The following is a 24,617-nucleotide window of genomic DNA, read 5'->3' on the forward strand; positions in this document are numbered from 1 at the left end:
GCAGGGCATACTGTGCGCAGATGCTTCAGACAAGGAAACCTGCCATGGCCCCACTCGAGTCCGGTGAGCATGATGTAACGCTCAATGGCGTTCGCCTTCACTACAGCGTGCGGGGGCGCGGGCCTGTGCTGATTGCCCATTCCGGCGGGCCGGGTTGGGATGCTCGCTCCTGGGACACGGCGGCTGGAATCGACAGTTTCGTTACGCTGGTTGTGCTGCATCCGCGGGGCTCGGGTTTGTCTGCGGCGCCTGCCGATGGCCGTTATGCACTGGCTGATTATGCCGCCGACCTGGATGCACTGCGTCGGCACTTGGGGGTGAGCAAGCCCATTGTCATGGGCTGGTCCCACGGTGGTATGGTGGCGCAGCAGTATGCCAGCCAGTATCCAGAGGGGCTGTCGAAACTGGTTCTGTACAGTACCAGTGCCCGTTTTGGCAGTGGCATACCCGACCCGCAGGCGGTGTTCGGTGCCCTGATGGTCCATCAGCAGCAGCCCTGGTTCACGGACTCCATGGCGGCGCTGCAGGACTGGTGGGCTGGCCGCTTCAAGACCGATGCAGAGGCGACTGGACTCCTGGCGCGGGCGCTGAAATTCTACTTTCGCACGCTTGATGGTGAGGCCGAACGCTATCTGCAGCGCTGCATGCAATGGCCCGTGCACATAGCGCCACTGCTGACCTTTATGGGTAGCGAGGCCACCGCTATGGACCTGAGGCGGGGCCTTGCCGCCGTCAGGGTGCCGGGCCTGGTGATTGCCGGGCGGCACGATTTTGTGACCCCGGTTGCCATGTCGCAGGAAATTGCCAGTTGCCTGCCGGGCGCGCAGCTGGAGGTATTCAACGACGCCGGCCACTTTGCCCATGTCGAGGAGCCGGCGCATTTTCATCAGCGGCTGCGGCGCTTCGTGCTGGATGAGCCCGCCGCTTAACGTCCAGGTTACTTCCAGCCGATCTGCCAGCGGGCCTCGTCCTTCAGGGCCTGCCAGGGCAGGCGGCGGCAGGTTTTAGTCAGCACCGCTTCGAGTTCGATCTCCTGTACGTTCTCATCGTCATCCCGGTACAGCGCGATGACCAGGAAGTGCTTCTCCCGGTTTGCAGGGGTGCGGGCCGTCCACTTTGACAGCAGCAGTTTTTCTGGATTAATACGCGGCATGGCAGAACCTCCGTGGGGGCTGGGCAAGCAGGCGCTCGCCGCTGCCGCGACGCTTGTCGAGCAGCTGCACGTTATGTCCGGCCAAGCCGGCACCGATTTTTACAGCTGAGCTACACATGCTTGTTACCTTGCGCTGTCATTGGCGGGGTTAACCGGGTATACGGCAAATACGCGGAATTGGTCTGGTTTTTTGCTGGACTCGCACAGGGTGGTCGCGTCTGGCATTTCCGGCCTCGGCGGTTTCCAGCAGAGCTACACATGCTTGTTACCTTGCGCTGTCATTGGCGGGGTTCACCGGGTATACGGCAAATACGCGGAATTGGTCTGATTTTTTGCGGAATTCGTATGTTGCGATTGACCCTGGCCTTTCCGGGCCCGGCGGCAGAGCATTCAGGTCGCGGTGCCGTGCGGTTATACTGGCGCAGTTTCAAGGACCGGTTCGGGCGCTTCTGGCGCCAGGGGGTCATTTCAATCATCGTGGCCACCGGTTGTCATCCGGCTTGGCCCTGGAACAGGATGTGACATGAAGGATCAGGCGTTATTGCTGGTGAATCTGGGTTCGCCCGCCTCGACCGAGGTAGCGGATGTACGACGCTACCTGAACCAGTTCCTGATGGACCCCTACGTGATTGATCTGCCCTGGCCGGTGCGCCGCCTGCTGGTGTCGCTGATCCTGATTCGCCGGCCCAAAGAGTCCGCGCACGCCTATGCTTCCATCTGGTGGGAGCAGGGCTCACCGCTGGTGGTGCTGAGCCAGCGCCTGCAACAGGCCATGGCAAGCCGCTGGCAGCAGGGCCCGGTGGAGCTGGCCATGCGTTACGGTGAGCCCTCGATTGAAACCCAGCTGCTGAAGCTGGCCGGGCAGGGAATCAGGCAAATCACGCTGGCGCCGCTGTACCCGCAGTTTGCCGACAGCACCGTGACCACGGTCATAGAAGAGGCGAAGCGGGTGCTGCGCGAGCGCAGGCTGGACATGCAACTGTCGGTGCTGGAGCCCTTTTACGACCAGCCGGAATACCTGGATGCGCTGGTCGCAAGCGCGAAGCCGCACCTGGAGCAGGATTATGACCACCTGCTGCTGAGTTTTCATGGCCTGCCGGAGCGGCACCTGAAAAAACTCGATGTAACCGGCAGCCACTGTTGTGGGGCAGCCGATTGTTGCGCCACGGCACCGGATGCAGTGCTTGAGCATTGTTATCGCGCCCAGTGCATGCGCAGTGCCGAAGCTTTTGCTGCGCAGCTGGGGTTGAGCGCCGACCGCTGGTCTGTGTCTTTCCAGTCCCGCCTGGGACGGGCCAAATGGATCGAGCCCTATACCGAAACACGCCTCGAAGAACTTGCCCGCCAGGGCGTAAAGAAGGTGCTGGTGATGTGCCCGGCCTTTGTTGCCGACTGCATCGAAACCCTGGAGGAAATCGGCGATCGCGGTGCCGAGCAGTTTCGTGCCGCCGGAGGCGAGGAGCTGGTACTGGTGCCCTGTCTGAACGACCATCCCGACTGGGTCGCTGCCCTCAACCGCCTGTGCGAGAAGGCGCCGCTGCTGAAGTAGTGCCGTAATGATGTAGCGGTGCTGCCTGGTGTGCCCGCAGTCTCGGGCATACTGTCGCCGACTGCATCGAAACCCTGGAGGAAATCGGTGATCGCGGTGCCGAGCAGTTTCGTGCCGCCGGAGGCGAGGAGCTGGTACTGGTGCCCTGTCTGAACGATCATCCGGACTGGGTTTCAGCCCTGTCACGCCTGTGCGAACGGGCGCCGCTGCTGCAATAAGGCGCCATTGCTGAAGTAGTGCCGTAATGATGTAGCGGTGCTGCCTGGTGTGCCCGCAGTCTCGGGCATACTGTCGCCGACTGCATCGAAACCCTGGAGGAAATCGGTGATCGCGGTGCCGAGCAGTTCCGCAGCGCCGGAGGCGAAGAGCTGGTACTGGTGCCCTGCCTGAACGACCATCCCGACTGGGTCGCTGCCCTCAACCGCCTGTGCGAGAAGGCGCCGCTGCTGAAATAAGGCGCCATTGCTGAAGTAGTGCCTTAGTAGTGCCGTAGTGTAGTGATGTAGCAGTGCTGCGGCGGGCTGGGTCTGATGTGTCCACAGTCTCGGGCATACTGTCGCCGACTGCATCGAAACCCTGGAGGAAATCGGTGATCGCGGTGCCGAGCAGTTCCGCAGCGCCGGAGGCGAAGAGCTGGTACTGGTGCCCTGCCTGAACGACCATCCCGACTGGGTCGCTGCCCTCAACCGCCTGTGCGAGAAGGCGCCGCTGCTGAAATAAGGCGCCATTGCTGAAGTAGTGCCTTAGTAGTGCCGTAGTGTAGTGATGTAGCAGTGCTGCGGCGGGCTGGGTCTGATGTGTCCACAGTCTCGGGCATACTGTCGCCGACTGCATCGAAACCCTGGAGGAAATCGGTGATCGCGGTGCCGAGCAGTTCCGCAGCGCCGGAGGCGAAGAGCTGGTACTGGTGCCCTGCCTGAACGACCATCCCGACTGGGTCGCTGCCCTCAACCGCCTGTGCGAGAAGGCGCCGCTGCTGAAATAAGGCGCCATTGCTGAAGTAGTGCCTTAGTAGTGCCGTAGTGTAGTGATGTAGCAGTGCTGCGGCGGGCTGGGTCTGATGTGTCCACAGTCTCGGGCATACTGTCGCCGACTGCATCGAAACCCTGGAGGAAATCGGTGATCGCGGTGCCGAGCAGTTCCGCAGCGCCGGAGGCGAAGAGCTAGTACTGATGCCCTGTCTGAACGACCATCCCGACTGGGTCGCTGCCCTCAACCGCCTGTGTGAGAAGGCGCCGCTGCTGAAATAAGGCGCCGCTGCTGAAGTAGTGCCTTAGTAGTGCCGTAGTGTAGTGATGTAGCAGTGCTGCGGCGGGCTAGGTCTGATGTGTCCACAGTCTCGGGCATACTGTTGCCGACTGCATCGAAACCCTGGAGGAAATCGGCGATCGCGGTGCCGAGCAGTTTCGTGCCGCCGGAGGCGAGGAGCTGGTACTGGTGCCCTGTCTGAACGATCATCCGGACTGGGTTTCAGCCCTGTCACGCCTGTGCGAGAAGGCGCCGCTGCTGAAATAAGGCGCCGCTGCTGCAATAGTGCTGTCTCTGGGTATATCCCGCTACAGCGTTGCCCACTGAATAGAGACACGCCTGAGTTGCGGTATGGGCAACACAGGCGTACTCATGTTTCGCACTCAGCGGTCGGGCTCGCCTGCCAGCGTACATGGCACAAGGCTACATCAATCCCGCGGGACAGACAGAATTCGAGCCAGCGACGCTGATGGTCCTGCAGGCGATCCCCCGGGCCTTTTACCTCGACAAGACGGTAGCGGCTGGACGCTGGCCAAAACTGGATCAGGTCGGGCAAGCCTGAGCGATGGGCCCGCAGGTCTGCCAGCAGCCGTTCGAAGCAGGCCTGCAGGTCCTGCGCCGGGATGCAGCCCAGTGCCAGGTCCAGCAGTTCGCGGGTCAGGGTCGGCCAGTGAATAAAAGGGCAGGCGATTCCCTGCTTCTGCTCCCACCGTTGGTAAATGCATTCCCGGTAGTCGTCCCTGCCCAGCGTGGCCAGGCAGTCGTCGAACAGGGTCTGGCGTCTGGCGATAAAATCGTCGCGATCCAGGTCCGCCGGTGCCGCATGGAAGGGGTGGAAAAAGGCGCCGGGCAGCGGAGCATAGAGCGCCGGCCAGCACAGCAGTGCAAAGAGTCCATTCAGCAGCCTGTTCTCGACATAGCGCACGGGGGCATCGGCCCTTGATAAATGTGCCACAACGGCCATTTCCACCGAGTCCTGCCGAGGCAGCACCAGTTCAATCTCGGGGATCGCCGCTGGCCTTGGCAGGCGCTCAAGCGTCTTGCCAAGGCGCCGTCCCAGGCGCTGGCGAATCCGCACCAGGCCCAGCTGTTCAGCGGCGTTGGCGGGGGCTTTCAGGGCGTCGCTGACCAGGCAAAAAACCTGTTCCGCTTCGCCCTGTTGTTCTTCCAGTCTCAGACGCCGTAACCGGGCCTCGCGGTGGGTACTCAGGCGGTAGGCCTGTCGTGCCAGTGTCGAGTCGCCGGCGCGCTCGGCCATGCGGCCAAGACTGAACAGCAGGCGCGCGCGACGCGATTCCAGCCAGGGGGAGGGGGCCTGCGACCGAGATATATCGGGCCAGACAGCGGCCGGGGCTTCACCTGCGTCCAGCCGGTCTCTGCAGGCCTGCATCTGCAGATAGCTGTCGACTTCACTGCGATGCTGAAAGGCTCGCGACTGGGGAAGCAAGGACAGTTTTTCATAGCGCTGGTGGCCGAGCTCGGCCAGCACGAATTCGGACCAGTCCTGGTGCAGGTTGCCGAAAAACATCAGCTGCAGCCGCTGGAACAGGGGGCCAGAGCGCAGTGCGACGACGGTATCCGCGATCCCGGGACACCAGTGCGCCAGCGGGGCGGGTTGCGGCGATGCCTCAGCCAGGGACTGCAGCATGGCCTGTTTGGTGGCATTGCGTTTCAGGCCGGCCTGCGCCAACGGAGCCTGCAACGACCGAACCAGCTCGGCCCGGGTGAGCAGGGCAAACAACTGTGCCAGCGACAGGGTCGGTTGAGGATCGACCCAGCCCTGGCTGACAAGGGGTTGCAGTGCCACTGTCGTCGGGCCGATCTCAGTGTAGGAGAGTTTGGAGGCGCGAAACTGATCCCCCTTGCGCATCACCATGCGCACCAGCAGTGCCTGGGACCCTTCGGGCAGGGCCTCGAATTGCGCCAGTCGCACAGCTTCCTGCGGCGTCAACAGGTCGGCATGGTGTCCGGCTACCCAGCGCAGGACGCTGCGAAAGTTTTGCAGGTAGTAACGCGGATTGTCGAGACTGGCCGTTGCCGGCCGGTCGGGCATCGTTTTCAAGCGGTTGTCCTTCTTTCGTGCCGGCTATCCGTGATCTGGAAACTCGATAAGGCATTTATCCTGCAGAGCAGGACGGCTTTGTGCTGCCTGCTGCTATTGTGCAAGCTGTGCAGCGAATATCGACCCCACCGTGGCTATCCGTCATATTTAACACAGCCAGGCTGGAAGGGATTACTCTATAAAGGTTTCTCGCAAAGAACATTCAGCGCTGCTGATCCGCAAGCCCCTGGCCTGATCTGGATCAAGGCATTGCATCGGTTTGTCGCCCAAACTGGGCTGGCGCAGCGGTAACGGCTGTTGTTAACCATAATGCCTGGCGGAGATAACATGCTGGAAATTTTCACTTACCTGGCCGATGTGCTGGTTTACGATCTGGCCGGGCTGGATCCGTCGTTAAAAGTTGCTGATGCGCTGCATTTCTTTATTGAAGACACCACCAAGATATTCGCCCTGTTGCTGGTGATGATCTATCTGATAGCCCTGATACGTGCCTCGCTCAGGGTTGAGCGGATTCGCCAGTGGCTGAGTGGACGCAACCGTGCCACGGGCTACCTGCTGGGGTCGGTGTCGGGGGCTGTCACTCCCTTTTGTTCCTGCTCAAGTATCCCTGTTTTCCTGGGTTTCACATCCGCCGGGATTCCCATTGGTATCACCATGTCCTTTTTGCTGACGTCCCCGCTGATCAATGAAGTGGCGATTGTGCTGCTGGGCAGTTTGCTGGGGTGGAAGTTTACCCTGATGTATGTCGTGGTCGGTATGTCTGTTGGCATTCTGGGCGGTGCGGTGCTTGACCTGATCCGGGCTGAACGCCTGTTGCAGCCTTTTGCGGCCAAGGCCTATATCGATGCCGCCCAGGCGGGGGTAACGGCTGAGCCTTTACGCCTGACGCTGGCCGAGCGGCACCGATTTGCCGTGGATGAGTTGCATGATATTTTCAGCCGGGTGTGGAAATGGGTTCTGATCGGTGTGGGGCTGGGGGCGGCGTTGCATGGCTTTGTACCGGAGGGCTGGTTTGAGCAGCACCTTGGGCAAGGGCAGTGGTGGTCTGTACCGGCGGCGGTACTGCTGGGTATTCCCCTGTACTCCAACGCAACGGGCATCATTCCGGTTATCGAGAGCCTGATCAGCAAGGGGCTGCCGATTGGTACCACGCTGGCGTTTTGCATGAATACGGTCGCGGCCAGTTTTCCGGAATTCATATTACTCAAGCAGGTTATGCAGTGGCGCCTGCTGGCAATGCTCTTCTGGCTGTTGCTGGTGGCTTTCACGCTGGTGGGCTGGATCTTTAACCTGCTGGCCCCCTTTATTCTCTAGATACAGGAGAGCGTCGATGAAAACATTCAAGGTACTGGGTTCGGGTTGCAGCAAATGTCAAAAGACGGCTGCCTTTATCGAACAGGTTGCGGCCGATATGGGTGTGGAGGTCCAGGTAGCCAAAGAAACCGATCCTGCTGTCATTATGCAGTATGGCGTTATGAGCACCCCCGCGGTTGTGGCCGATGAAACGCTGGTACACAGCGGCTCCATCCCCCTGCGTGGCGCGATTGAAGGCTGGCTGGCGGCCTGATCAGGCTACCGTGCCTGAACCTCATGAGGGTCGGCGGCCACGGTTCAGCTCGGCGTTGACCAGGGCGCGCAGGCGGTTGGCGATGGGGGAGAGCTGGCGGCCTTTTACGAGCATGAGGTAATAGGGCGTCAGCACGATGGGCCGCCTGACCGGCAGCACGGCGAGTTTGGCGCCGACGCGGTTGCCGATCAGCAGCTCCGAGACTTCACTTGCCAGCGGTGCAATGGCGGAGGTCGACACCAGCACGGCGATCATCGCCAGCAGGGAGGTGGTGTTGATGATGTTGCTGGGAGGCTGCGTCCTGGCCTCCAGAAAGGCCGAGTCCACCGCTTCGCGAATCGGTGCGCGGTGGGTTTGCATGACCCATTCATAGTGCGTCAGATCCCCAATCAAGACTTCATTGGCCCGCGCCAGCGGGTGATCCTCCCGTACCAGCAGCTTCACCGTTTCGGTGCGTGCCGGCGTCAGCTCGAATTCACTGGCGTTAAAACCCTGTGGCAGCCGGGCCAGCACGAAGTCGTTCTTGCCGGATATCAGGTCGCGCACCAGTACCTCGCTGGCCTCCACGTTGACATGGATGTCGGCCCTGGGTGAGGTGGCCTTGAGCTGGTTGATGGCCGGAATCACAAATCCCACGGCGGCACCCGTCACGGCGCCCACGGTCGCGATGCCGCCTTCGCCACTTTTCAGTTCATCCAGGTCCCTGGACAAATCCCGCAGTTCCACTAGCAGATTGTGTGCCCGCTGCGCCAGCGCGCGGCCGATCAGTGTCGGCACCATGCCCTTGGCGTGGCGCTCGAACAGCCGGGCGTCCAGGTGCTGTTCCACGTCGGCCAGCAAGCGAGATGCCGCCGGCTGGGTGATGGCCAGCTCATCGGCGGCCAGTCGAATCTGGCCGTGTTCGGCGATGGCGCTGATCAGGCGCAGCTGGTTGATCTTGAGATTTTTGGCACGTCCGAGTTCCATAAAACAAACCTCATACCAGTATTGGTATGTATTCTTACAAATAATGAATTTGATTGATATGCATAACGCGAACTATCTTGGAGAGGCTCAATCAGTAATAAAAATAATCTGTGCACCGGATCTCGGTTAAGGCTGGGACGGGCGCAAACCTGGAGAAGCTGATGAAACAATTCAAGAAGCTCATGGCAACCGTTGCGATTGGAACTGCCATGCTGTCTGGCGCCGCTTTCGCTGCAGAGGGTTATGTCGGGATTTCCATGCCGACCAAGTCTTCGGCGCGCTGGATCTCGGATGGCGACTCCATGATCAGCCAGCTCGAGGCCGCAGGCTTCAAGGCCGATCTGCAGTATGCCGAGGATGATATTCCCAACCAGCTGGCCCAGATTGAGAACATGATCGTGAAAGGGGTCGATGTGCTGGTGATCGCCGCGATCGACGGCACCACGCTGTCGAATGCGCTGGAAAACGCCCATGCTTCCGATATCAAGGTCATCTCCTATGATCGCCTGATCCGCGAAAGCGAATATGTGGATTACTACGCCACCTTCGATAACTTCAAGGTCGGTGTGCAGCAGGCATCCACCCTTGTTGACGGCATGAAAAAGCGTGGCGACGGGCCCTATAACGTCGAACTCTTTGGCGGCTCTCCAGACGACAACAATGCCTACTTCTTCTACAACGGTGCCATGTCGGTACTGCAGCCGCTGATCGACTCGGGCGAGATCGTGATCGTCTCCGGCCAGACGGGCATGGACACGGTAGGCACGCTGCGCTGGGACGGGGCTGTGGCCCAGGCGCGCATGGATAACCTGATGTCGGCGCACTACACCGACAAGAAAGTGCACGGCGTGCTGTCGCCCTACGATGGCCTGTCCATCGGGATTCTGTCGTCGCTCAAGGGTGTGGGCTATGGTTCCGCCGATCTGGCGATGCCCGTGGTATCGGGACAGGATGCCGAAGTGCAGTCCGTGAAATCCATCCTGGCGGGCGAGCAGTACTCCACCATTTTCAAGGATACCCGTGAACTGGCCCGCGTCACCGTGGGTATGGTCGAGGCCGTGCTGGCCGGTACCGATCCTGAAATCAACGACACCACCACCTACGATAACGGCGTTAAAGTCGTGCCCTCCTATCTGCTGGAGCCTGTGCCGGTAGATGCGTCCAACTGGGAAGAAATCCTGATCGGCAGCGGCTACTACAGCATGGATCAGATCAAGTAACCCGCTATACGCAACCAGGCTCGCCGGATACTCCGGCGAGCCAGCAGGATCGGGCTATTCCTATGCAAGACATTATTCTGGAGATGCGCGGCATCACCAAGACTTTCCCGGGCGTAAAGGCACTCAGCGACGTCAGTCTCAAGGTTCAGCGTGGCGAAATCCATGCGCTGTGCGGCGAGAACGGCGCGGGCAAGTCCACCCTGATGAAGGTCCTCAGCGGCGTTTACCCCCACGGCACTTATGAAGGCGATATCGTCTACGAAGGCAAGACAGTCGCGTTTGGCGGAATTGCCGACAGTGAAGATGAAGGCATCATCATCATTCACCAGGAGCTGGCGCTGGTGCCGCAGCTCTCGATTGCGGAAAACATTTTTCTGGGCAACGAAATCGCCGAGCGCGGCGTGATCGACTGGCCCCAGGTGTATTCAACCACCGAAGGGCTGTTGCGCAAGGTCGGCCTGACGGAGTCATCCTCCACCCATATCGGCAAGCTGGGCGTGGGCAAGCAGCAGCTGGTGGAAATCGCCAAGGCTCTGTCCAAAAAGGTAAAACTGCTGATACTGGACGAACCGACGGCGGCGCTGCAGGAGAACGACAGCCAGAAGCTGCTGGATCTGCTGCTGGAGTTCAAGGCGCAGGGTATCTCGTCGATTCTGATCTCTCACAAGCTGAACGAGATCAGCCGGGTGGCCGACACCATTACGGTGATTCGCGATGGCATGGCGGTGGCCACGCTGGACTGCCACAACGAAGAAATCAGTGAAGCCCGCATTATCAGCGGCATGGTCGGGCGGGATATGGAACACCGTTATCCGCACCGAACGCCCAAAATCGGCGACAACCTGCTGGAAGTTTCGGACTGGAATGTCTGGCATCCCGAATCGGCCGAGCGCCAGATGATTCACGCTATCAACCTGAAGGTGGCGGCCGGTGAAGTGGTTGGCATTGCGGGGCTGATGGGATCCGGGCGCACCGAGTTTGCCATGAGCCTGTTCGGCAAGAGCTACGGCCAGAATATCAGCGGCAGCGTGCGGCTCAAGGGCGAGGAGGTGAATGTATCCACGGTGCAAAAGGCGGTGGCCAACGGCCTGGCCTATGTCACCGAAGATCGCAAGGAGCTTGGGCTGGTGCTGGATGAAACTATTCTGCGCAACACCACCCTGGCAAACCTCGAAGGGGTATCGAGCCGCGGCGTGATCGACGATACGCAGGAGCGGCGCATCGCCGAGGATTACCGCAAGGCCCTGAACATCCGCACGCCGAGCGTGTTTCAGAAGGTCATGAACCTGTCCGGCGGTAATCAGCAGAAAGTGGTACTGAGCAAGTGGCTGTTCACCAGGCCCGATGTACTGATTCTCGATGAACCGACCCGCGGCATCGATGTCGGCGCGAAATTCGAAATCTACAGCATCATCAACCAGTTGGCTGACGAGGGTAAGGGCGTGATTGTGATCTCGTCCGAGATGCCCGAGTTGCTGGGTATTTGTGATCGCATCTATGTCATGAACGAAGGCGCTTTCCTGGGTGAACTGGCGGCGGCAGAGGCCAGCCAGGAAAAAATCATGTCCATGATCGTGACGGCATAAGCGGAGAATAATAATGGAACAAGCTAAACCCCTGAACGATACGACCCCGGAGCCCCAGGCACGACCTTCCGTCGGCGCCTATCTGGCGAACCATCTGCGTGACTACGGCATGTTGCTGGCGCTGGTGGTCATCATGCTGCTGTTCGAGTTTCTCACCGACGGTACCCTGATGCGCCCGGTCAACCTGACCAACCTGTTCCTGCAGAACAGCTACATCATTATCATGGCCATCGGCATGCTGCTGGTCATCGTGGCCGGTCATATCGATCTGTCCGTGGGCTCGGTGGTGGGCTTTATCGGCGCCCTGGCGGCGGTGATGATGGTGGAATGGAACCTGCCGCCACTGGTGGTGGTGCCGGTCTGCCTGGTGGTCGGATTTCTGATCGGGGCGGCCCAGGGCTACTGGATTGCCTACTGGAAGATTCCGTCCTTTATCGTCACCCTGGCCGGCATGCTGGTGTTTCGCGGCCTGACGCTGGCGCTGCTGGCCGGGCAGTCGGTGGGTCCTTTTCCGAAGAACTTTCAGCTGCTGAGCACCGGCTTTGTGCCGGACCTGTTCGGCGTCGGGCGGCCCAACGTCACGGCCATCATGCTGGGCGTGCTCGCGGCCGCCGCGATCGTAATTCTGGCGGCGCGCTCGCGTTCTCGGGCGATGAAATTCGGTATTGAAGACGAGCCGTTCAGCTTCTTTTTGGCCAAGAACGCCCTGATTGCCGGCGCCATCATCTTTATCTCCTATCTGCTGGCGACCTATCGCGGTCTGCCGAACGTGCTGATCACCATGGCGGTGCTGATCTCGGCCTACACCTTTCTGACCAACAGTACGACGCTGGGGCGGCGCATCTATGCCCTGGGCGGCAACGAAAAGGCGGCGCGCCTGTCTGGCATCAACACCGAACGCCTGACCTTTCTGACCTTTGCCAACATGGGCATGCTTGCCGCATTGGCGGGGCTGATCTTTGCCGCACGGCTCAATACCGCGACGCCCAAGGGCGGGGTGGCGTTCGAGCTGGATGTCATCGCTGCAGTCTTTATCGGTGGCGCCTCGATGTCCGGCGGTGTCGGCAAGGTTATCGGCGCCGTGGTCGGCGCGTTCATCATGGGCGTCATGAACAACGGCATGTCGATTCTGGGGATCGGCATCGACTGGCAGCAGGTGATCAAGGGTCTGGTGCTGCTGGCGGCCGTTATTTTCGATGTCTACAACAAGAACAAGTCCCGCTAAGGAGTACAGGATGCATCTTTCTCAGTTAAAAGGCGGCGGTGTGATTTGTCGCCAGGGTGATACGGCACGTCGGGTTCAGGGCGCAGACAGCACCTATGCACTGGCCCTGGAAGCCATCGCCGCCGGTACCACGCTGAAGCGCATAATCGAACAGTATGGGCTGGGCGAGCAGGTCGATCTGCTGGCATTGGCGGAGCAGGGGAAACTCGACTGCCCGGTACGTCATCCGGACCCTGCGCACATGTTTCTCACCGGCACCGGCCTGACTCATCTGGGGTCCGCCTCGACACGGGACGCCATGCATGCCACAGACGAGGGCATGAGCGATTCGATGAAGATGTTCAAGATGGGCATCGAGGGCGGCAAGCCGGCGCCGGGCGAGACGGGCGTGCAGCCCGAGTGGTTTTACAAGGGCACCGGTGTTGTCGCCATGGCGCCGGGTGATGCGTTGCTGTCACCTTCCTTTGCGCTGGATGGTGGCGAAGAACCCGAGATCGCCGGTGTCTATGTCATCGGGCCGGACGGTGCGGCGCATCGCATCGGTTTTGCGCTGGCCAACGAGTTCTCCGATCACGTCACCGAACGGCTTAACTACCTGTTCCTGGCCCACTCCAAGCTGCGCCCGGCCGCCTTTGGGCCCGAGCTGCTGATCGGGGATCTGCCGCGGGACATCCAGGGTACCTCGCGCATTGTGCGTGATGGCGCCGTGCTGTGGCAAAAGCCCTTTCTGTCGGGGGAGGACAACATGTCCCACACGATTGCCAACCTGGAGTATCACCACTTCAAGTACGGGCTCTTTTGCCAGCCCGGCGACCTGCACGTGCACATGTTCGGCACCGCGACCCTGTCGGTGGCCGATGCCATTGTGACCGAGGCGGGCGACCGCTTCGAAATCGAGGCGCCGGACTTTGGCCTGCCACTGCGTAATACGCTGCAGCTGGATGAGCCCCGCGATGTAGAGGTACGGCCGTTATGACGGCGCAGGCAGGCCAGGGGGCCAGAAGCGGACTCAAGGCTCTGTACCCGGATCTTGAGGGGCGCACGGTACTTATCAGTGGTGGTGCCACCGGTATTGGCCAGGCGGTGGTTGAGGCCTTTGCCCGCCAGGGTGCCCGCACCGCCTTCGTGGATCTGGCCGAGGCCCCCGGGCAGGCGTTGGCGCAGCAACTGCAGGACCAGGGCCACGAGGTGCTGTTCAAGCAGTGCGATATCACCGATACCAAGGCCTATCAGCAGGCGATTCAGCAGGTGGCGGAGCAGTATGGCCCCATTACGGTGCTGGCCAACAATGCCGCCAATGATGTGCGCCACTCGCTGGACTCCCTGGGGTTTGAGCAGTTTGATGCCCTGGTTTCAGTGAATCTCAAGCACGCGATGTTTGCCGCCCAGGCGGTGGCGCCGATGATGCGCAAGGCCGGTGGCGGCTCGATCATCAATTTCGGATCCGTAGGCTGGATGATGGCCACCGCGGGCTATCCGGTGTATGCCGCCAGCAAGGCGGCGGTGCATGGCATGACGCGGGGCCTGGCGCGGGAGCTGGGCGCCGATAACATCCGCGTCAATACCCTGGTACCCGGCTGGGTGATGACCGAAAAGCAGCTGCAGCTGTGGGTCGACGAGAGTGCCAAGGACCTTATTAAACGCAGCCAGTGCATGGCAGGCTCCGTGATGCCGCAGGACATTGCCGATATGGCGCTGTTTCTGGCATCCGATGCGGCGGCCATGTGCTCGGCACAGAATTTCATTGTTGATGGAGGCTGGGTATGAGCGAATTCAAGCCCGCAAAATGGCCGCGCAAACTGCGCTCTACCGAATGGTTCGGCGGCACGTCACGCGATCATATCTACCATCGCAGCTGGATGAAAAACCAGGGCCTGCCGGCGGACCTGTTCGACGGCCGACCGGTCATCGGTATCTGCAATACCTGGTCCCAGCTGACGCCCTGCAATGCCCACCTGCGCGACCTGGCGGAGCGCGTGGCGCATGGCATCTATGAAGCGGGCGGCCTGCCGCTGGAGTTTCCGGTGTTCTCGGCCGGTGAAAGCTCGCTGCGCCCCACCGCGATGATGTACCGCAACCTGGCGGCCATGGATGTGGAGGAAGCGTTGCGCGCCAATCCGCTGGATGGCGTGGTACTGCTGGCCGGCTGCGACAAGACCACGCCGGCGCTGCTGATGGGTGCGAGCAGCGTGGATATCCCCTCAATCGTGGTGTCGGGCGGACCCATGCTCAACGGCTGGTTCCGTGGCGAGCGCGTCGGCTCCGGCACCGCTCTGTGGCAGATGTCCGAAGAGATCAAGGCGGGCACCACGAGCCGCGAGGATTTTCTCGAGGCTGAGCAGGCCATGTCCCGTTCGTCGGGGTCCTGCAACACCATGGGGACCGCCAGCACCATGGCAAGCATGGCCGAAGCACTGGGCATGGCGCTGTCGGGCAACGCGGCGATTCCCGCCGTGGACAGCCGGCGCCGGGTGATGGCGCACCTGACCGGGCGGCGCATCGTGCAGATGGTAAAGGACGACCTCAAGCCGTCCGATATCATGACCCGGCAGGCGTTCGAGAATGCCATTCGCGTTAACGGTGCCATCGGTGGCTCCACCAATGCAGTGATTCATCTGCTCGCCATTGCCGGTCGTGTGGGGGTTGATCTGACGCTGGATGACTGGGACGCGCTGGGGCAGGACATCTCCACCATCGTTAACCTGATGCCGTCGGGCAAGTACCTGATGGAAGAATTCTTCTACGCCGGCGGTCTGCCCGTGGTCATGCGCATGCTGGGCGAGGGCGGCAAGCTGCACAAGGATGCCATCAGCGTATCCGGCCAGCCGATCTGGGATGAGGTCAAGGATGTGCGCAACTGGAACGAGGATGTCATCCGGCCGGTCGAAAGGGCGCTGACGGCCAAGGGCGGCATCGCGGTGCTGCGCGGCAACCTGGCCCCCAGCGGGGCTGTACTTAAACCTTCGGCGGCGACGCCCCACCTGCTGCAGCATCGTGGCCGGGCAGTGGTGTTCGAAGGCATTGACGACTACAAGGCGCGCATCAACGACGAGAACCTGGATATCGACGAAAACTGCGTCATGGTGCTGAAATACTGCGGCCCCAGGGGCTATCCCGGCATGGCGGAGGTCGGCAACATGGGCCTGCCGCCCAAGGTGCTGCGCAAGGGCATCAAGGACATGGTGCGCATTTCCGATGCCCGCATGTCCGGTACGGCCTATGGCACCGTGGTGCTGCACACCTCGCCTGAAGCGGCGATGGGCGGGCCCCTGGCGGTGGTGCGTGATGGCGACATGATCGAACTCGACGTTGAAAACCGCCGCCTGCATCTGGACATCAGCGACGAGGAACTCGCCAGCCGGCTGGCCGAGTGGTCGGTACCCCAGGCGCCGCCGCAAAGCGGTTATATCAAGCTGTTCCATGAACATGTGCAGGGCGCCGATACCGGCGCGGATTTTGACTTCCTGCGCGGTTGCCGCGGCGCCGCGGTACCCAAGGACAGCCACTGAAGGTTGAATCCCACCCAGGCTCGGCGTCTTGCACAGATACGTACCCGGCGTTGAGCGAATGAAAATCGAGAGTTGAGAATCTGATGACGTTAACAGGCAAACACTATCTGGCAGGAACCTGGATGTCCGGGGACAGTACCTTCATGTCGACACCGGCGTCGGGCCCTGCGCGTGAATTTTCCGTCGGCACGCCCGCCCTGGTCGATAGCGCGGCCCGGGCCGCAGAAGCGGCGTTCGAAAGTTACGGCTACAGCAGCCGCACCGAGCGGGCGGCCCTGCTTGATCGCATCGCCGATGAAATCGATGCCCGGGGTGATGCCATTACCGAAATCGGCAGCCAGGAAACCGGCCTGCCCGAGGCGCGCCTGATCGGCGAGCGCGGCCGTACCGTCGGCCAGCTGCGCCTGTTTGCACGCCATATCGAGGCCGGTGACTACCTGGATCGCAAGCATGATACGGCGCTGCCGCAGCGCACACCCCTGCCGCGGCCCGATCTGCACCTGATGCAGCGCCCCATTGGTCCTGTGGCCGTGTTTGGCGCCTCCAACTTCCCACTGGCCTTTTCGGTGGCCGGCGGCGATACGGCGGCGGCACTGGCGGCGGGGTGCCCGGTAGTGGTCAAGGGCCACGGCGGGCATCCGGGTACCAGCGAACTGGTAGCCCAGGCCATTGCCGCGGCGATTGAGGCCTGTGGTGTGCACCCGGGTGTGTTTTCGCTGATCCAGGGCGGCGCCCGGGACGTGGGCCAGGCACTGGTGCAGCATCCGCTGATCAGGGCGGTGGGCTTTACCGGCAGTCTTGGTGGGGGTCGTGCGCTGTTTGATCTCTGTGCACAGCGCCCCGAACCTATTCCGTTCTTTGGTGAGCTTGGCTCGGTGAACCCGATGTTCCTGCTGCCCCACGCCGTGACGGCACGCGGCGCGACCCTGGCCGCTGGCTGGGTGGGCGCGCTGACGATGGGGGCCGGGCAGTTCTGTACCAACCCGGGTCTGGCGATTGTGATTGGCGGGCCCGAGGCCGATGCGTTTGTCGCGGCGGCAACCGAGGCGCTGGCCGCGGTCGGTGCCCAGACCATGCTGACCGATGGCATTGCCGATGCGTACCGTAGCGGTGCTTGCCGATTGCAGCAATCGGATGGCGTACGGGACCTTCTTACGACCAGTTGCGACCTGCGCGAAGCCGCACCCTGCCTGTTCGAAACCACCGGCAAGGCCTGGCTTGCGAATGAAACGCTGGGTGAAGAGGTGTTTGGCCCCCTGGGGCTGGTGGTGAGGGTATCGGCCTTTGACGAAATGCTGGCACTTGCCCGCGCTCTGCAGGGGCAGTTGACCTGTACCCTGCAGCTGGATGCCGCCGACAATGCCCAGGCACGCGCGCTTCTGCCGATTCTAGAGCGCAAGGCTGGCCGGGTGCTGGCCAACGGCTTTCCCACCGGGGTCGAGGTGTCCGACACCATGGTGCATGGCGGGCCTTATCCGGCGTCCACCAATTTTGGCGCCACCTCCGTGGGCACGATGTCGATCCGTCGCTTCCTGCGCCCGGTGTGCTACCAGAATATCCCAGCGGATCTGTTGCCAGCCGACCTTCAGGTTTGTGCTTGAGCGGATGTCGAAGATGAACTGGGTCCCGGCCAATGGCCGGGTATCGAGGGTTCTGGGCTTTGGCCTTTTCCGGTGACGGTCGAGGGCTGGATCAGGTTGCATTCTGCACCGGTCGCTGGGCGAGTAGTTACCTGGGAGCATTGAGAATGCTTAGCTAAACCTGATCTGACGTCAAGCTAACCGTAGGGGCTTTTTCAGGATAGTGCAGGGACATAAGTGAGTTCCGAATTTATCAAATACGTCGGGCCTTAAGTCGACTTTTCTGAACTATTGTAGCGCATCGTCGCCGTTCTGCATTTGCCGGATCGTGCTACTCGAAGGCTTATAACCTCACGAGGGGCGGATCATTAATAAGAGAATCAAAACTTTCTCATTAAAATTTAGAGAAATTGACGATCAGGAATACAAATATTTTATAAATTCGCTCTCACGTCAATCCAAGTAATAAATAGAATTAATGGAGATAAAAATGACAGGTATTAACCTCAGGGGTATTGACAAGCGTTACGGGTCTGTCGACGTTATTAATAATTTCGAGCTTCAGGTTGACCCGGGCGAATTTCTCGTATTTCTCGGTCCATCTGGGTGTGGAAAATCCACTTTAATGCGGATGATTGCCGGTCTTGAGGAGGTGTCAGCGGGTGAAATTCACGTCGCTGGGCGTGATGTAACACATCTCGCTCCCGGCGCACGAGATATCGCGATGGTTTTTCAGCATTACGCGCTTTATCCGCACATGACCGTGTATGACAACATGGCATTTGGTTTGCGTAACGTTGGTGTGCCGCGTGATGAGATCGACCGCCGCGTGCAGGAAGCTGCCCGCATGCTCGAACTGGTCCAGCTGCTCGAACGCAAGCCAGTAGAGATGTCGGGGGGACAGCGCCAGCGCGTAGCAATCGGCAGGGCAGTAGTCAAGGAACCACTCGCATTTTTATTCGACGAACCGCTCTCGAATCTGGATGCGGCTTTGCGTGGGCGCACGCGGATCGAGCTGGCGCGCCTGCACCAGCGTTTGAAGACGACGATGATTTTTGTGACCCATGATCAGGTCGAGGCGATGACTCTGGCGACGAGGATCGTCGTTATGAATGCGGGACGAATTGAGCAGCTCGGCCGACCAATGGAAATCTACCACCGACCTGCGACACGGTTCGTTGCAGGATTCATCGGCTCGCCGGCGATGAACTTCCTTGACGTCGATCGGATTGAGGCGCCGAACGGCTTTGTAGCCGTACGCCTGCCAGATGGTACGACTGTCCAAACGAGCGTACCGGCAGCGGGTCTGCCAACGCAGTCGAAACTTACACTCGGTGTGAGGCCCGAAGCATTGAGTATAGGTGCTGCGGAGGAGTCAGATGTGCTAGTTGGCAACGCAGAAGTAGTAGAGCGGCTGGGCGACCAGACGTTCGCGCACATCGCGTTGCGCAATGGCGAACTGGTCATAGTGCAGGCTGGGGCCGACAGCACGATTTCTGTCGGTGACCTGGTCGGCGTGCGGCTTGACCATTCGGCCGTACATCTGTTTGACCAGAGCGGTATTGCCTATCACGCCCAAGCCAGGAGTGTAGCATGACCGTTGCGATGAAGGTGGAGGCGTCGGCTGACCGTATCCAGGCCCGTAAGCGGGGCGCTCGAGCCGGCCAGCGTTGGGGCAATGCGTTGTTTATCTTGCCATTCCTGGTCGTGTACCTGTTGATGCTTGTCATACCTCTGTTCAAAGGCATCTGGATCAGTCTGCTGGAAGTGGACATGTTGTCTAACTCGGCGGATTTCGTCGGACTTGATAACTATGTCGAGCTGTTCAGCGACGAGATTTTTATTGGCGCAGTACTCAATACGTTCTACTTCGTCTTGATTTCGACTCCGGTATTCATCGCCTTGGGCCTTGCGCTGGCACTTGCGCTGAATAGGCCCGGACGCACTGGCGCAACGTTGCGGGCAATCTTCTTCGGCTCATCGGTATTATCGGTGACTATCGTAACCCTGGTGTGGAAATTGGTATTGATGCCGCACCATGGGATGCTCGCCAACATAACCGAGTCAGTGGGACTTCCCTCGTTGTCGCTGCTGACCTCCGAGACCTGGGCGTTGCCGACTATCGCCGTGGTTACGGTGTGGTGGATCATCGGCTTACCGATGATGCTGTTCCTCGCTGCACTACAGCAGATTCCACGCGAGATCTACGAGGCTGCGGCCCTAGATAACGCCAGTCGCTGGCGCACGTTGTGGTCAATCACGCTGCCGTCGATTCGTCGCACAGTCGCACTAGTGGCAATCATCGAGGTCATTCTGCAGTTCCAGCTGTTTGGTCAAGCTCAGTTAATGACTCAAGGTGGCCCGAATAACAGTTCGAGACCCATCGTGCAATTTATCTACGAGGCAGGTTTCAGGAACTGGGAGCTGGGCTACGCAGCTGCGGCGTCGCAGGTATTGTTCGCAATGATGCTGGTCGCGATGGCATTTCAGGTGTGGCTGTCGAGTCGCAAGCAAGCCTACTAAATCCAGGAGTACAATCATGCATTTAAAGGTTGGAAACAAATTTGGCGACCGCTTGATCCTTGCAGCCGTGATTGCGTTGGCAATCGCCTGGATTGCGCCACTCGTCTGGGTATTTGCTCTTTCATTCAAGCCTGACGAATTTCTGGCGCAGCGGACAGACGTCATGCTCTCGCCACCGTTCACCCTCAAGAATTACCTCAATATTCTTGGCACTTCACAGGTTTTCGGCTGGACCATAAACAGCCTGATCGTAGCCTGCACCCAAACCTTGGCAACGCTTCTGCTCGCCTCGCTTGCTGGGTATGGCTTCGCACGTACCGAATTCCGGGGCAAGAACGTACTGTTCTTTATCGTGCTGGCCGGGCTGGCAGTGCCTGAACAGGCGATCATCGTGCCGTTGCATGCTATGTTCGCCGATCTGCAAATGCACAACACCTACTCGGCGTTGGTGCTGCCTCGGCTGGCTTTGCCATTCGGTGTATTCCTGATGACGCAGTACTTCAAGGCGATTCCGAAGGATATCGAGGAAGCTGCGATGCTCGATAATGCGTCACGGTTGAAGATCTTCTTCCGAGTGATCCTGCCCCTGTCGATCCCGGCGCAGGCGACACTAGGCATATTTACGTTTCTGAATGCTTGGAACGATTACCTGTGGCCGCTGGTTTCGGCATCTAACCCAGAAATGTACACGCTGACCTTGGGGCTTGCGTCCACTCAGACCAACTTCGCGCAGTCTGAGGGCCTGGGTTTTCTGATGGCACAGGCGGTGTTCGCAAGCTTACCAGTGTTCATCGTCTATCTGTTCTTTCAGAAATACATCGTTGCAGCTGTGTCGGGTAAAACCGTACGTTGAGGAGACCACCACGGGCTCACTGCGATGTATTGGTGATGCGCTTAATCCAGTTCTGCGTCGCATCCGGCGCGGTTTTCGTCCAGGGGAAATCGAAATGAAAAAGAAAAAATATGACTATAACTATAAGGAGAGTGTCATGACGAAAAAATCCCTTATCAAGAGTATTGTCGGCGTCGCGTTGGCCGCCGCCCTCACCCAACCGGTTGCAGCTCAACAGGAGACCGAGGTTACGCTTTCGCGTTTTTTCGGCTCCTGTGAGGCTGATTATGGAAGTGTGGCTGACGTAACCAAGGCGCGTGGCGAATGTGGAATAATCACTGCGCTTGTCAACAAGTTTAATACGACGAACGAACTTGGAGTCGTCGTTAAACCACAGGTCGCTGAATGGGCTACCTACTACGATCAGCTTACCGCTCGGCTGGCGGCCAGAGACGTACCGACCATTGCAATAATGCACGAGTCGGTACTCGGCGACTTTGTTGCGCGCAAATTGGTTGAGCCTCTCGATGAGGGCTTCGAGCAGGTTGGCATCGACACCGCAAATTTCACTGAACAGGCCGCCCGTGGCACGATAATCGATGGCACGACCTATGCGATGCCATTCGATACCTGGGCCTGGCTGTGGCACTTTAATCTGAACTTGTTCGAACAGGCCGGTTTAACCCAAGCCGATGGTTCCCCGGTGTTACCAAAAAATCCTGATGAGCTCTTAATACAAGCTCGCCAGTTCAAGGACGCTACTGGTAAACCGTACTTCGGATGGATTACTGCTGGCGAAAGCGTTGCGCCGACACGTACTTTTCTTACGCTGGTCAATCAGCAGGGGGGAGAACTGTTCAGGGATAGTGGTCATCGTATCGACATGCAAGGCAAGGAAGCCGACATCGCGCTCAATTTGATGAAACAGCTCTGGAACGAAGGCCATATAAAGCAGGGGCTGGACTACAGCGGCGCTCAGCAGGCCTATCTGAATGGTGATGTAGGCATCAATGTCAATGGAACTTGGGTTATCGATAATTTTGTGGCCGCCTCACAAAAGGCTGGCTCGCCACTCGAAGATGGATATACCGTGGTCCCGTTCGCGACCCTGTATGATCAGAAGGCGGTATTCGCGGATGGCCACAGCTGGGTCGTGCTCAAAGGTGGAGCCAAGAATGAGAAGGAGCGCGCCGGGGCGCTGGCGTTCTTGAAGTTCCTATGGGATCACAACTACGAGTGGTCGCGTACCGGCCACCTCCCTGTGAGTAAAAGTATCATCGACAGCGAGGAGTTCCACTCGTTGCCATTCCGTACCAATATCCTCGAAATCTCCAGCACCGGCAGAACAATGCCGAGCAATGTAGCGCGTCAGCGCGCAGTAGAGACGATTATTGGCGAAGAAATCTCGAACATGATGCTCAGTGACAAGCCGGCAGATGACGTGAAGCAGTCGATCGAGAAACGAGTCAACAGATTGATCTCCAAGTGATTAGCACTGGGCGCATAACTCCCATTGTAGCGGCGTATTCGGTTCCCTTAACTTGCATCCGGCTAGATGCCGGCTGCGGTTGTTCTCTCAGAAAGGAGTGAAGACATGTTTTCGACACGACTGGTCATAGACGGTGACTTCTCTATAGCACAATTGGATCGGCGAATTTTTGGTACCTTCGTCGAGCACATGGGCCGCTGTGTTTACACCGGTATCTACGAGCCCGGTCACCCCACAGCGGATGAAAATGGCTTTCGTGGTGACGTGATGACTCTCACCCGAGAGCTTGGTGCAACGGTCATCCGCTATCCGGGTGGTAATTTTTTGTCGGGCTATAATTGGGAAGATGGTGTGGGGCCGAAGGAAAAGCGGCCAGTCCGCTTGGACCTAGCATGGTATTCGACTGAGACTAATCAGTTTGGCACTAACGAGTTTATGCAGTGGTGCCGTGATCTCGATGTCGAGCCTATGTTTGCTGTTAACCTCGGTACCCGTGGTCCCGACGAAGCACGGCATTTTCTCGAATATTGTAACCATCCGGGTGGTACTGAGCTATCGGAGTTGCGACGCCAGCATGGCGTTGAAGAGCCTCACGGCATCAAGTTCTGGTGTCTGGGCAATGAGATGGATGGCCCCTGGCAGATTTGCCAGAAAACTGCTGACGAATATGGGCGTATCGCCAAGGAATCTGCCAAGCTAATGCGCATGGTCGATCCGAGCATACAGCTTGCGGCATGCGGATCATCGAAACATGACATGCCTACATACGGTGCCTGGGAAGACCGAGTGCTTGAGCACTGTTTCGATGAGGTCGACTTCATTTCACTGCACCACTATTTCGAAAACCCGCATGAGTCGACCGCAGAGTATCTCGCCAACATCGAGCAGACCGATCTTTTCATCAAGGAAATCGTCGCGGTGGCCGACAGTGTGGCTGCACGGCGGCACTCGTCGAAGCGTATTATGTTGTCCTTTGACGAGTGGAATGTCTGGTACAAGGCACGGACGCCAGAGCATCTTCGCCAGCCGGGTTGGCCGCAGGCGCCGCGATTGCTCGAAGAGGTTTACAATCACGAGGATGCGTTGCTCGTTGGCGGTGCGCTGATTACTATGATGAACAATGCCGATCGCGTAAAAACCGCTTGCCTCGCCCAACTGGCTAATGTCATCGGGCCAATCATGACAGAGCCCGGCGGCGCGGCGTGGCGGCAGACGATCTTTTTTCCATTTGCACAAGCCGCAAAATACGCGAAGGGGCGTGTCTTGCGCAGCCTTATCGAGTCGCCGAGTTACCAGGCGGAGACATTTCCAGAGGTTAAGTATCTTTGTGCAACCGTTGTGCACGATGACGAGAGCGGGCAGACAGCCGTCTTCGCGCTTAACCGGCACCTCAGCGAGGCCCAGGAAATCACCGTTGAGCTACGGGGCTTGGGCGAGGAGTTACGATTGGTAGAGGCGACCGAGCTTCACCACACTGATATGAAGGCGATAAATACGCAGTCGTCGCCTCATGAGGTGTGGCCGGAAACAAATGCTGCAGTAACGATTGACGGCGCTTTTGTCAAAGCGCGCTTCAAGCCCGGGTCTTGGAACGTAATTGTACTGAGTAATACAGCCGCGTGATGAGGAATACCCTGTTGGCCGGGTTTCAGACCTGGCCGACAGGGTAGTACCTTAAACGGGCTACCATTAATCAGAATAGTGATACTCAGGTATCTTGGTTGTTTGGCGAATAGAAATGTGAACTCTAAAAATAATGGTTAGCCAGTTGTATTTAATTTTTTTCTTTGGCTTAAAGGCTATTTTTATTACTGGTATGATTGACTTTAATAGTTATAACTTTGGAGTTCTATTTTTAGGTTTCTATATTCTTCATGGTTGAAGTGTGTTAGTAATGCCGTATGACCGTTTACGACCATAGAAAGTTTTTACCTATACATTGCTGTTACGGTTGAATATTTTAATGTTTTATTTTATTTTGTATTTATCTGAAAATGTTATCAGTGAAAACGAAAGCATCGTGAATGTTTTAGTATCTAATGACATGTTTGTTAAATATTTTTGCAGTATATATGGATTGTTCTCTTAAGTATTTAAAATCGCCCTCC

Annotated in this window: 25 protein-coding genes; 22 read left to right on the forward strand and 3 right to left on the reverse strand. The window is 58.8% G+C overall.

All coding sequences use genetic code 11. The annotated features are described in order from the left end of the window. Nucleotides 1-44: 44 nt before the first annotated feature. On the forward strand, nucleotides 45-929 hold the full coding sequence (locus KDW95_RS23180; protein ID WP_255854120.1) for an alpha/beta fold hydrolase: 885 nt from the start codon (nucleotides 45-47) through the stop codon (nucleotides 927-929). 8 nt (nucleotides 930-937) lie between these two features. Here the strand turns inward: KDW95_RS23180 and KDW95_RS23185 are convergent, their stop codons facing one another. Beyond that, the gene (locus KDW95_RS23185) at nucleotides 938-1,153 is read right to left on the reverse strand and encodes a TIGR02450 family Trp-rich protein (RefSeq protein ID WP_255854121.1); all 216 of its coding nucleotides are present in this window, start codon (nucleotides 1,151-1,153) and stop codon (nucleotides 938-940) included. Between the two features lie 523 nt (nucleotides 1,154-1,676). On the opposite strand from KDW95_RS23185, the gene hemH reads away from it, so the two are divergent. The 7 genes from hemH to KDW95_RS23220 all read left to right on the forward strand — a co-directional run bounded on the left by hemH (nucleotide 1,677) and on the right by KDW95_RS23220 (nucleotide 4,217). Continuing rightward, nucleotides 1,677-2,702: a ferrochelatase gene (gene hemH, locus KDW95_RS23190; RefSeq protein ID WP_255854122.1), complete on the forward strand. Its 1,026-nt coding sequence runs from the start codon at nucleotides 1,677-1,679 to the stop codon at nucleotides 2,700-2,702. Between the two features lie 83 nt (nucleotides 2,703-2,785). Further along, complete coding sequence (locus tag KDW95_RS23195; protein WP_255856562.1) at nucleotides 2,786-2,920, forward strand: hypothetical protein; 135 nt, start codon at nucleotides 2,786-2,788, stop codon at nucleotides 2,918-2,920. Between the two features lie 102 nt (nucleotides 2,921-3,022). Next, the gene (locus KDW95_RS23200; protein WP_255856563.1) at nucleotides 3,023-3,157 is read left to right on the forward strand and encodes a hypothetical protein; all 135 of its coding nucleotides are present in this window, start codon (nucleotides 3,023-3,025) and stop codon (nucleotides 3,155-3,157) included. A 130-nt stretch (nucleotides 3,158-3,287) separates the two neighbouring features. Continuing rightward, nucleotides 3,288-3,422 (forward strand): hypothetical protein, encoded by a 135-nt coding sequence (locus tag KDW95_RS23205; protein WP_255856563.1) that lies wholly within the window; start codon nucleotides 3,288-3,290, stop codon nucleotides 3,420-3,422. Nucleotides 3,423-3,552: 130 nt separating this feature from the next. Beyond that, a complete protein-coding gene (locus KDW95_RS23210) occupies nucleotides 3,553-3,687 on the forward strand; it encodes a hypothetical protein (RefSeq protein ID WP_255856563.1) in 135 nt (44 codons plus the stop codon). A gap of 130 nt (nucleotides 3,688-3,817) precedes the next feature. Further along, nucleotides 3,818-3,952 carry a hypothetical protein gene (locus KDW95_RS23215; RefSeq protein ID WP_255856564.1) on the forward strand — a complete coding sequence of 45 codons (135 nt, stop codon included), beginning with the start codon at nucleotides 3,818-3,820 and terminating at the stop codon, nucleotides 3,950-3,952. 130 nt (nucleotides 3,953-4,082) lie between these two features. After that, on the forward strand, nucleotides 4,083-4,217 hold the full coding sequence (locus tag KDW95_RS23220; RefSeq protein WP_255856565.1) for a hypothetical protein: 135 nt from the start codon (nucleotides 4,083-4,085) through the stop codon (nucleotides 4,215-4,217). Between the two features lie 103 nt (nucleotides 4,218-4,320). Here KDW95_RS23220 and KDW95_RS23225 read toward each other — a convergent pair whose 3' ends face one another. After that, nucleotides 4,321-6,003: a VRR-NUC domain-containing protein gene (locus tag KDW95_RS23225; protein ID WP_255856566.1), complete on the reverse strand. Its 1,683-nt coding sequence runs from the start codon at nucleotides 6,001-6,003 to the stop codon at nucleotides 4,321-4,323. Nucleotides 6,004-6,339: 336 nt separating this feature from the next. On the opposite strand from KDW95_RS23225, the gene KDW95_RS23230 reads away from it, so the two are divergent. Next, on the forward strand, nucleotides 6,340-7,326 hold the full coding sequence (locus KDW95_RS23230) for a permease (RefSeq protein WP_255854123.1): 987 nt from the start codon (nucleotides 6,340-6,342) through the stop codon (nucleotides 7,324-7,326). A 16-nt stretch (nucleotides 7,327-7,342) separates the two neighbouring features. Next, nucleotides 7,343-7,579 (forward strand): thioredoxin family protein, encoded by a 237-nt coding sequence (locus KDW95_RS23235; protein ID WP_255854124.1) that lies wholly within the window; start codon nucleotides 7,343-7,345, stop codon nucleotides 7,577-7,579. 21 nt (nucleotides 7,580-7,600) lie between these two features. Here the strand turns inward: KDW95_RS23235 and KDW95_RS23240 are convergent, their stop codons facing one another. Further along, nucleotides 7,601-8,545, reverse strand: coding sequence for a LysR family transcriptional regulator (locus KDW95_RS23240; protein WP_255854125.1), 945 nt, complete (start codon nucleotides 8,543-8,545; stop codon nucleotides 7,601-7,603). Between the two features lie 161 nt (nucleotides 8,546-8,706). Between KDW95_RS23240 and chvE the strand changes: the two genes are divergently transcribed. From chvE to arfA, 12 genes are all read left to right on the forward strand, one after another. Beyond that, entirely contained in the window at nucleotides 8,707-9,765 is a 1,059-nt protein-coding gene (gene chvE / locus KDW95_RS23245; RefSeq protein ID WP_255854126.1) for a multiple monosaccharide ABC transporter substrate-binding protein, read from the forward strand. 62 nt (nucleotides 9,766-9,827) lie between these two features. Beyond that, complete coding sequence (gene mmsA, locus KDW95_RS23250) at nucleotides 9,828-11,351, forward strand: multiple monosaccharide ABC transporter ATP-binding protein (protein WP_255854127.1); 1,524 nt, start codon at nucleotides 9,828-9,830, stop codon at nucleotides 11,349-11,351. A gap of 13 nt (nucleotides 11,352-11,364) precedes the next feature. After that, nucleotides 11,365-12,576, forward strand: coding sequence for a multiple monosaccharide ABC transporter permease (mmsB, locus tag KDW95_RS23255; RefSeq protein WP_255854128.1), 1,212 nt, complete (start codon nucleotides 11,365-11,367; stop codon nucleotides 12,574-12,576). Nucleotides 12,577-12,586: 10 nt separating this feature from the next. Continuing rightward, nucleotides 12,587-13,552 carry an AraD1 family protein gene (araD1, locus tag KDW95_RS23260; protein ID WP_255854129.1) on the forward strand — a complete coding sequence of 322 codons (966 nt, stop codon included), beginning with the start codon at nucleotides 12,587-12,589 and terminating at the stop codon, nucleotides 13,550-13,552. Beyond that, nucleotides 13,549-14,343 carry an SDR family NAD(P)-dependent oxidoreductase gene (locus tag KDW95_RS23265; protein ID WP_255854130.1) on the forward strand — a complete coding sequence of 265 codons (795 nt, stop codon included), beginning with the start codon at nucleotides 13,549-13,551 and terminating at the stop codon, nucleotides 14,341-14,343. Before araD1 ends, KDW95_RS23265 begins: the two co-directional genes overlap by 4 nt. Further along, a complete protein-coding gene (gene araD / locus KDW95_RS23270; RefSeq protein WP_255854132.1) occupies nucleotides 14,340-16,085 on the forward strand; it encodes an L-arabinonate dehydratase in 1,746 nt (581 codons plus the stop codon). Before KDW95_RS23265 ends, araD begins: the two co-directional genes overlap by 4 nt. Nucleotides 16,086-16,207: 122 nt before the next feature. Then, nucleotides 16,208-17,686, forward strand: a complete 1,479-nt coding sequence (locus tag KDW95_RS23275; RefSeq protein ID WP_255854133.1) for an aldehyde dehydrogenase (NADP(+)) — start codon at nucleotides 16,208-16,210, stop codon at nucleotides 17,684-17,686. 469 nt (nucleotides 17,687-18,155) lie between these two features. After that, nucleotides 18,156-19,262, forward strand: coding sequence for an ABC transporter ATP-binding protein (locus KDW95_RS23280; protein WP_255854135.1), 1,107 nt, complete (start codon nucleotides 18,156-18,158; stop codon nucleotides 19,260-19,262). Continuing rightward, nucleotides 19,259-20,188, forward strand: coding sequence for a carbohydrate ABC transporter permease (locus tag KDW95_RS23285; protein WP_020680168.1), 930 nt, complete (start codon nucleotides 19,259-19,261; stop codon nucleotides 20,186-20,188). Before KDW95_RS23280 ends, KDW95_RS23285 begins: the two co-directional genes overlap by 4 nt. Nucleotides 20,189-20,204: 16 nt before the next feature. Continuing rightward, entirely contained in the window at nucleotides 20,205-21,041 is an 837-nt protein-coding gene (locus KDW95_RS23290) for a carbohydrate ABC transporter permease (RefSeq protein ID WP_020680167.1), read from the forward strand. A 94-nt stretch (nucleotides 21,042-21,135) separates the two neighbouring features. Beyond that, nucleotides 21,136-22,509, forward strand: coding sequence for an extracellular solute-binding protein (locus KDW95_RS23295; RefSeq protein ID WP_255854136.1), 1,374 nt, complete (start codon nucleotides 21,136-21,138; stop codon nucleotides 22,507-22,509). A gap of 105 nt (nucleotides 22,510-22,614) precedes the next feature. Continuing rightward, nucleotides 22,615-24,132, forward strand: coding sequence for an arabinosylfuranosidase ArfA (arfA, locus tag KDW95_RS23300; protein WP_255854137.1), 1,518 nt, complete (start codon nucleotides 22,615-22,617; stop codon nucleotides 24,130-24,132). Nucleotides 24,133-24,617: the final 485 nt, after the last annotated feature.

Source organism: Marinobacterium rhizophilum, from assembly GCF_024397915.1.
In the GTDB taxonomy this organism is placed as follows: Bacteria; Pseudomonadota; Gammaproteobacteria; order Pseudomonadales; family Balneatricaceae; genus Marinobacterium_A; species Marinobacterium_A rhizophilum_A.

Coding starts and splice junctions, on each gene's coding strand:
- araD (WP_255854132.1), top strand. CDS start 14,340: ATGAGCGAATTCAAGCCCGCAAAATGGCCGCGCAAACTGCGCTCTACC.
- KDW95_RS23290 (WP_020680167.1), top strand. CDS start 20,205: ATGCATTTAAAGGTTGGAAACAAATTTGGCGACCGCTTGATCCTTGCA.
- araD1 (WP_255854129.1), top strand. CDS start 12,587: ATGCATCTTTCTCAGTTAAAAGGCGGCGGTGTGATTTGTCGCCAGGGT.
- KDW95_RS23180 (WP_255854120.1), top strand. CDS start 45: ATGGCCCCACTCGAGTCCGGTGAGCATGATGTAACGCTCAATGGCGTT.
- KDW95_RS23285 (WP_020680168.1), top strand. CDS start 19,259: ATGACCGTTGCGATGAAGGTGGAGGCGTCGGCTGACCGTATCCAGGCC.
- KDW95_RS23275 (WP_255854133.1), top strand. CDS start 16,208: ATGTCCGGGGACAGTACCTTCATGTCGACACCGGCGTCGGGCCCTGCG.
- mmsB (WP_255854128.1), top strand. CDS start 11,365: ATGGAACAAGCTAAACCCCTGAACGATACGACCCCGGAGCCCCAGGCA.
- KDW95_RS23240 (WP_255854125.1), bottom strand. CDS start 8,545: ATGGAACTCGGACGTGCCAAAAATCTCAAGATCAACCAGCTGCGCCTG.
- arfA (WP_255854137.1), top strand. CDS start 22,615: ATGTTTTCGACACGACTGGTCATAGACGGTGACTTCTCTATAGCACAA.
- KDW95_RS23230 (WP_255854123.1), top strand. CDS start 6,340: ATGCTGGAAATTTTCACTTACCTGGCCGATGTGCTGGTTTACGATCTG.
- KDW95_RS23280 (WP_255854135.1), top strand. CDS start 18,156: ATGACAGGTATTAACCTCAGGGGTATTGACAAGCGTTACGGGTCTGTC.
- KDW95_RS23295 (WP_255854136.1), top strand. CDS start 21,136: ATGAAAAAGAAAAAATATGACTATAACTATAAGGAGAGTGTCATGACG.
- chvE (WP_255854126.1), top strand. CDS start 8,707: ATGAAACAATTCAAGAAGCTCATGGCAACCGTTGCGATTGGAACTGCC.
- mmsA (WP_255854127.1), top strand. CDS start 9,828: ATGCAAGACATTATTCTGGAGATGCGCGGCATCACCAAGACTTTCCCG.
- hemH (WP_255854122.1), top strand. CDS start 1,677: ATGAAGGATCAGGCGTTATTGCTGGTGAATCTGGGTTCGCCCGCCTCG.
- KDW95_RS23265 (WP_255854130.1), top strand. CDS start 13,549: ATGACGGCGCAGGCAGGCCAGGGGGCCAGAAGCGGACTCAAGGCTCTG.
- KDW95_RS23225 (WP_255856566.1), bottom strand. CDS start 6,003: ATGCCCGACCGGCCGGCAACGGCCAGTCTCGACAATCCGCGTTACTAC.
- KDW95_RS23185 (WP_255854121.1), bottom strand. CDS start 1,153: ATGCCGCGTATTAATCCAGAAAAACTGCTGCTGTCAAAGTGGACGGCC.
- KDW95_RS23235 (WP_255854124.1), top strand. CDS start 7,343: ATGAAAACATTCAAGGTACTGGGTTCGGGTTGCAGCAAATGTCAAAAG.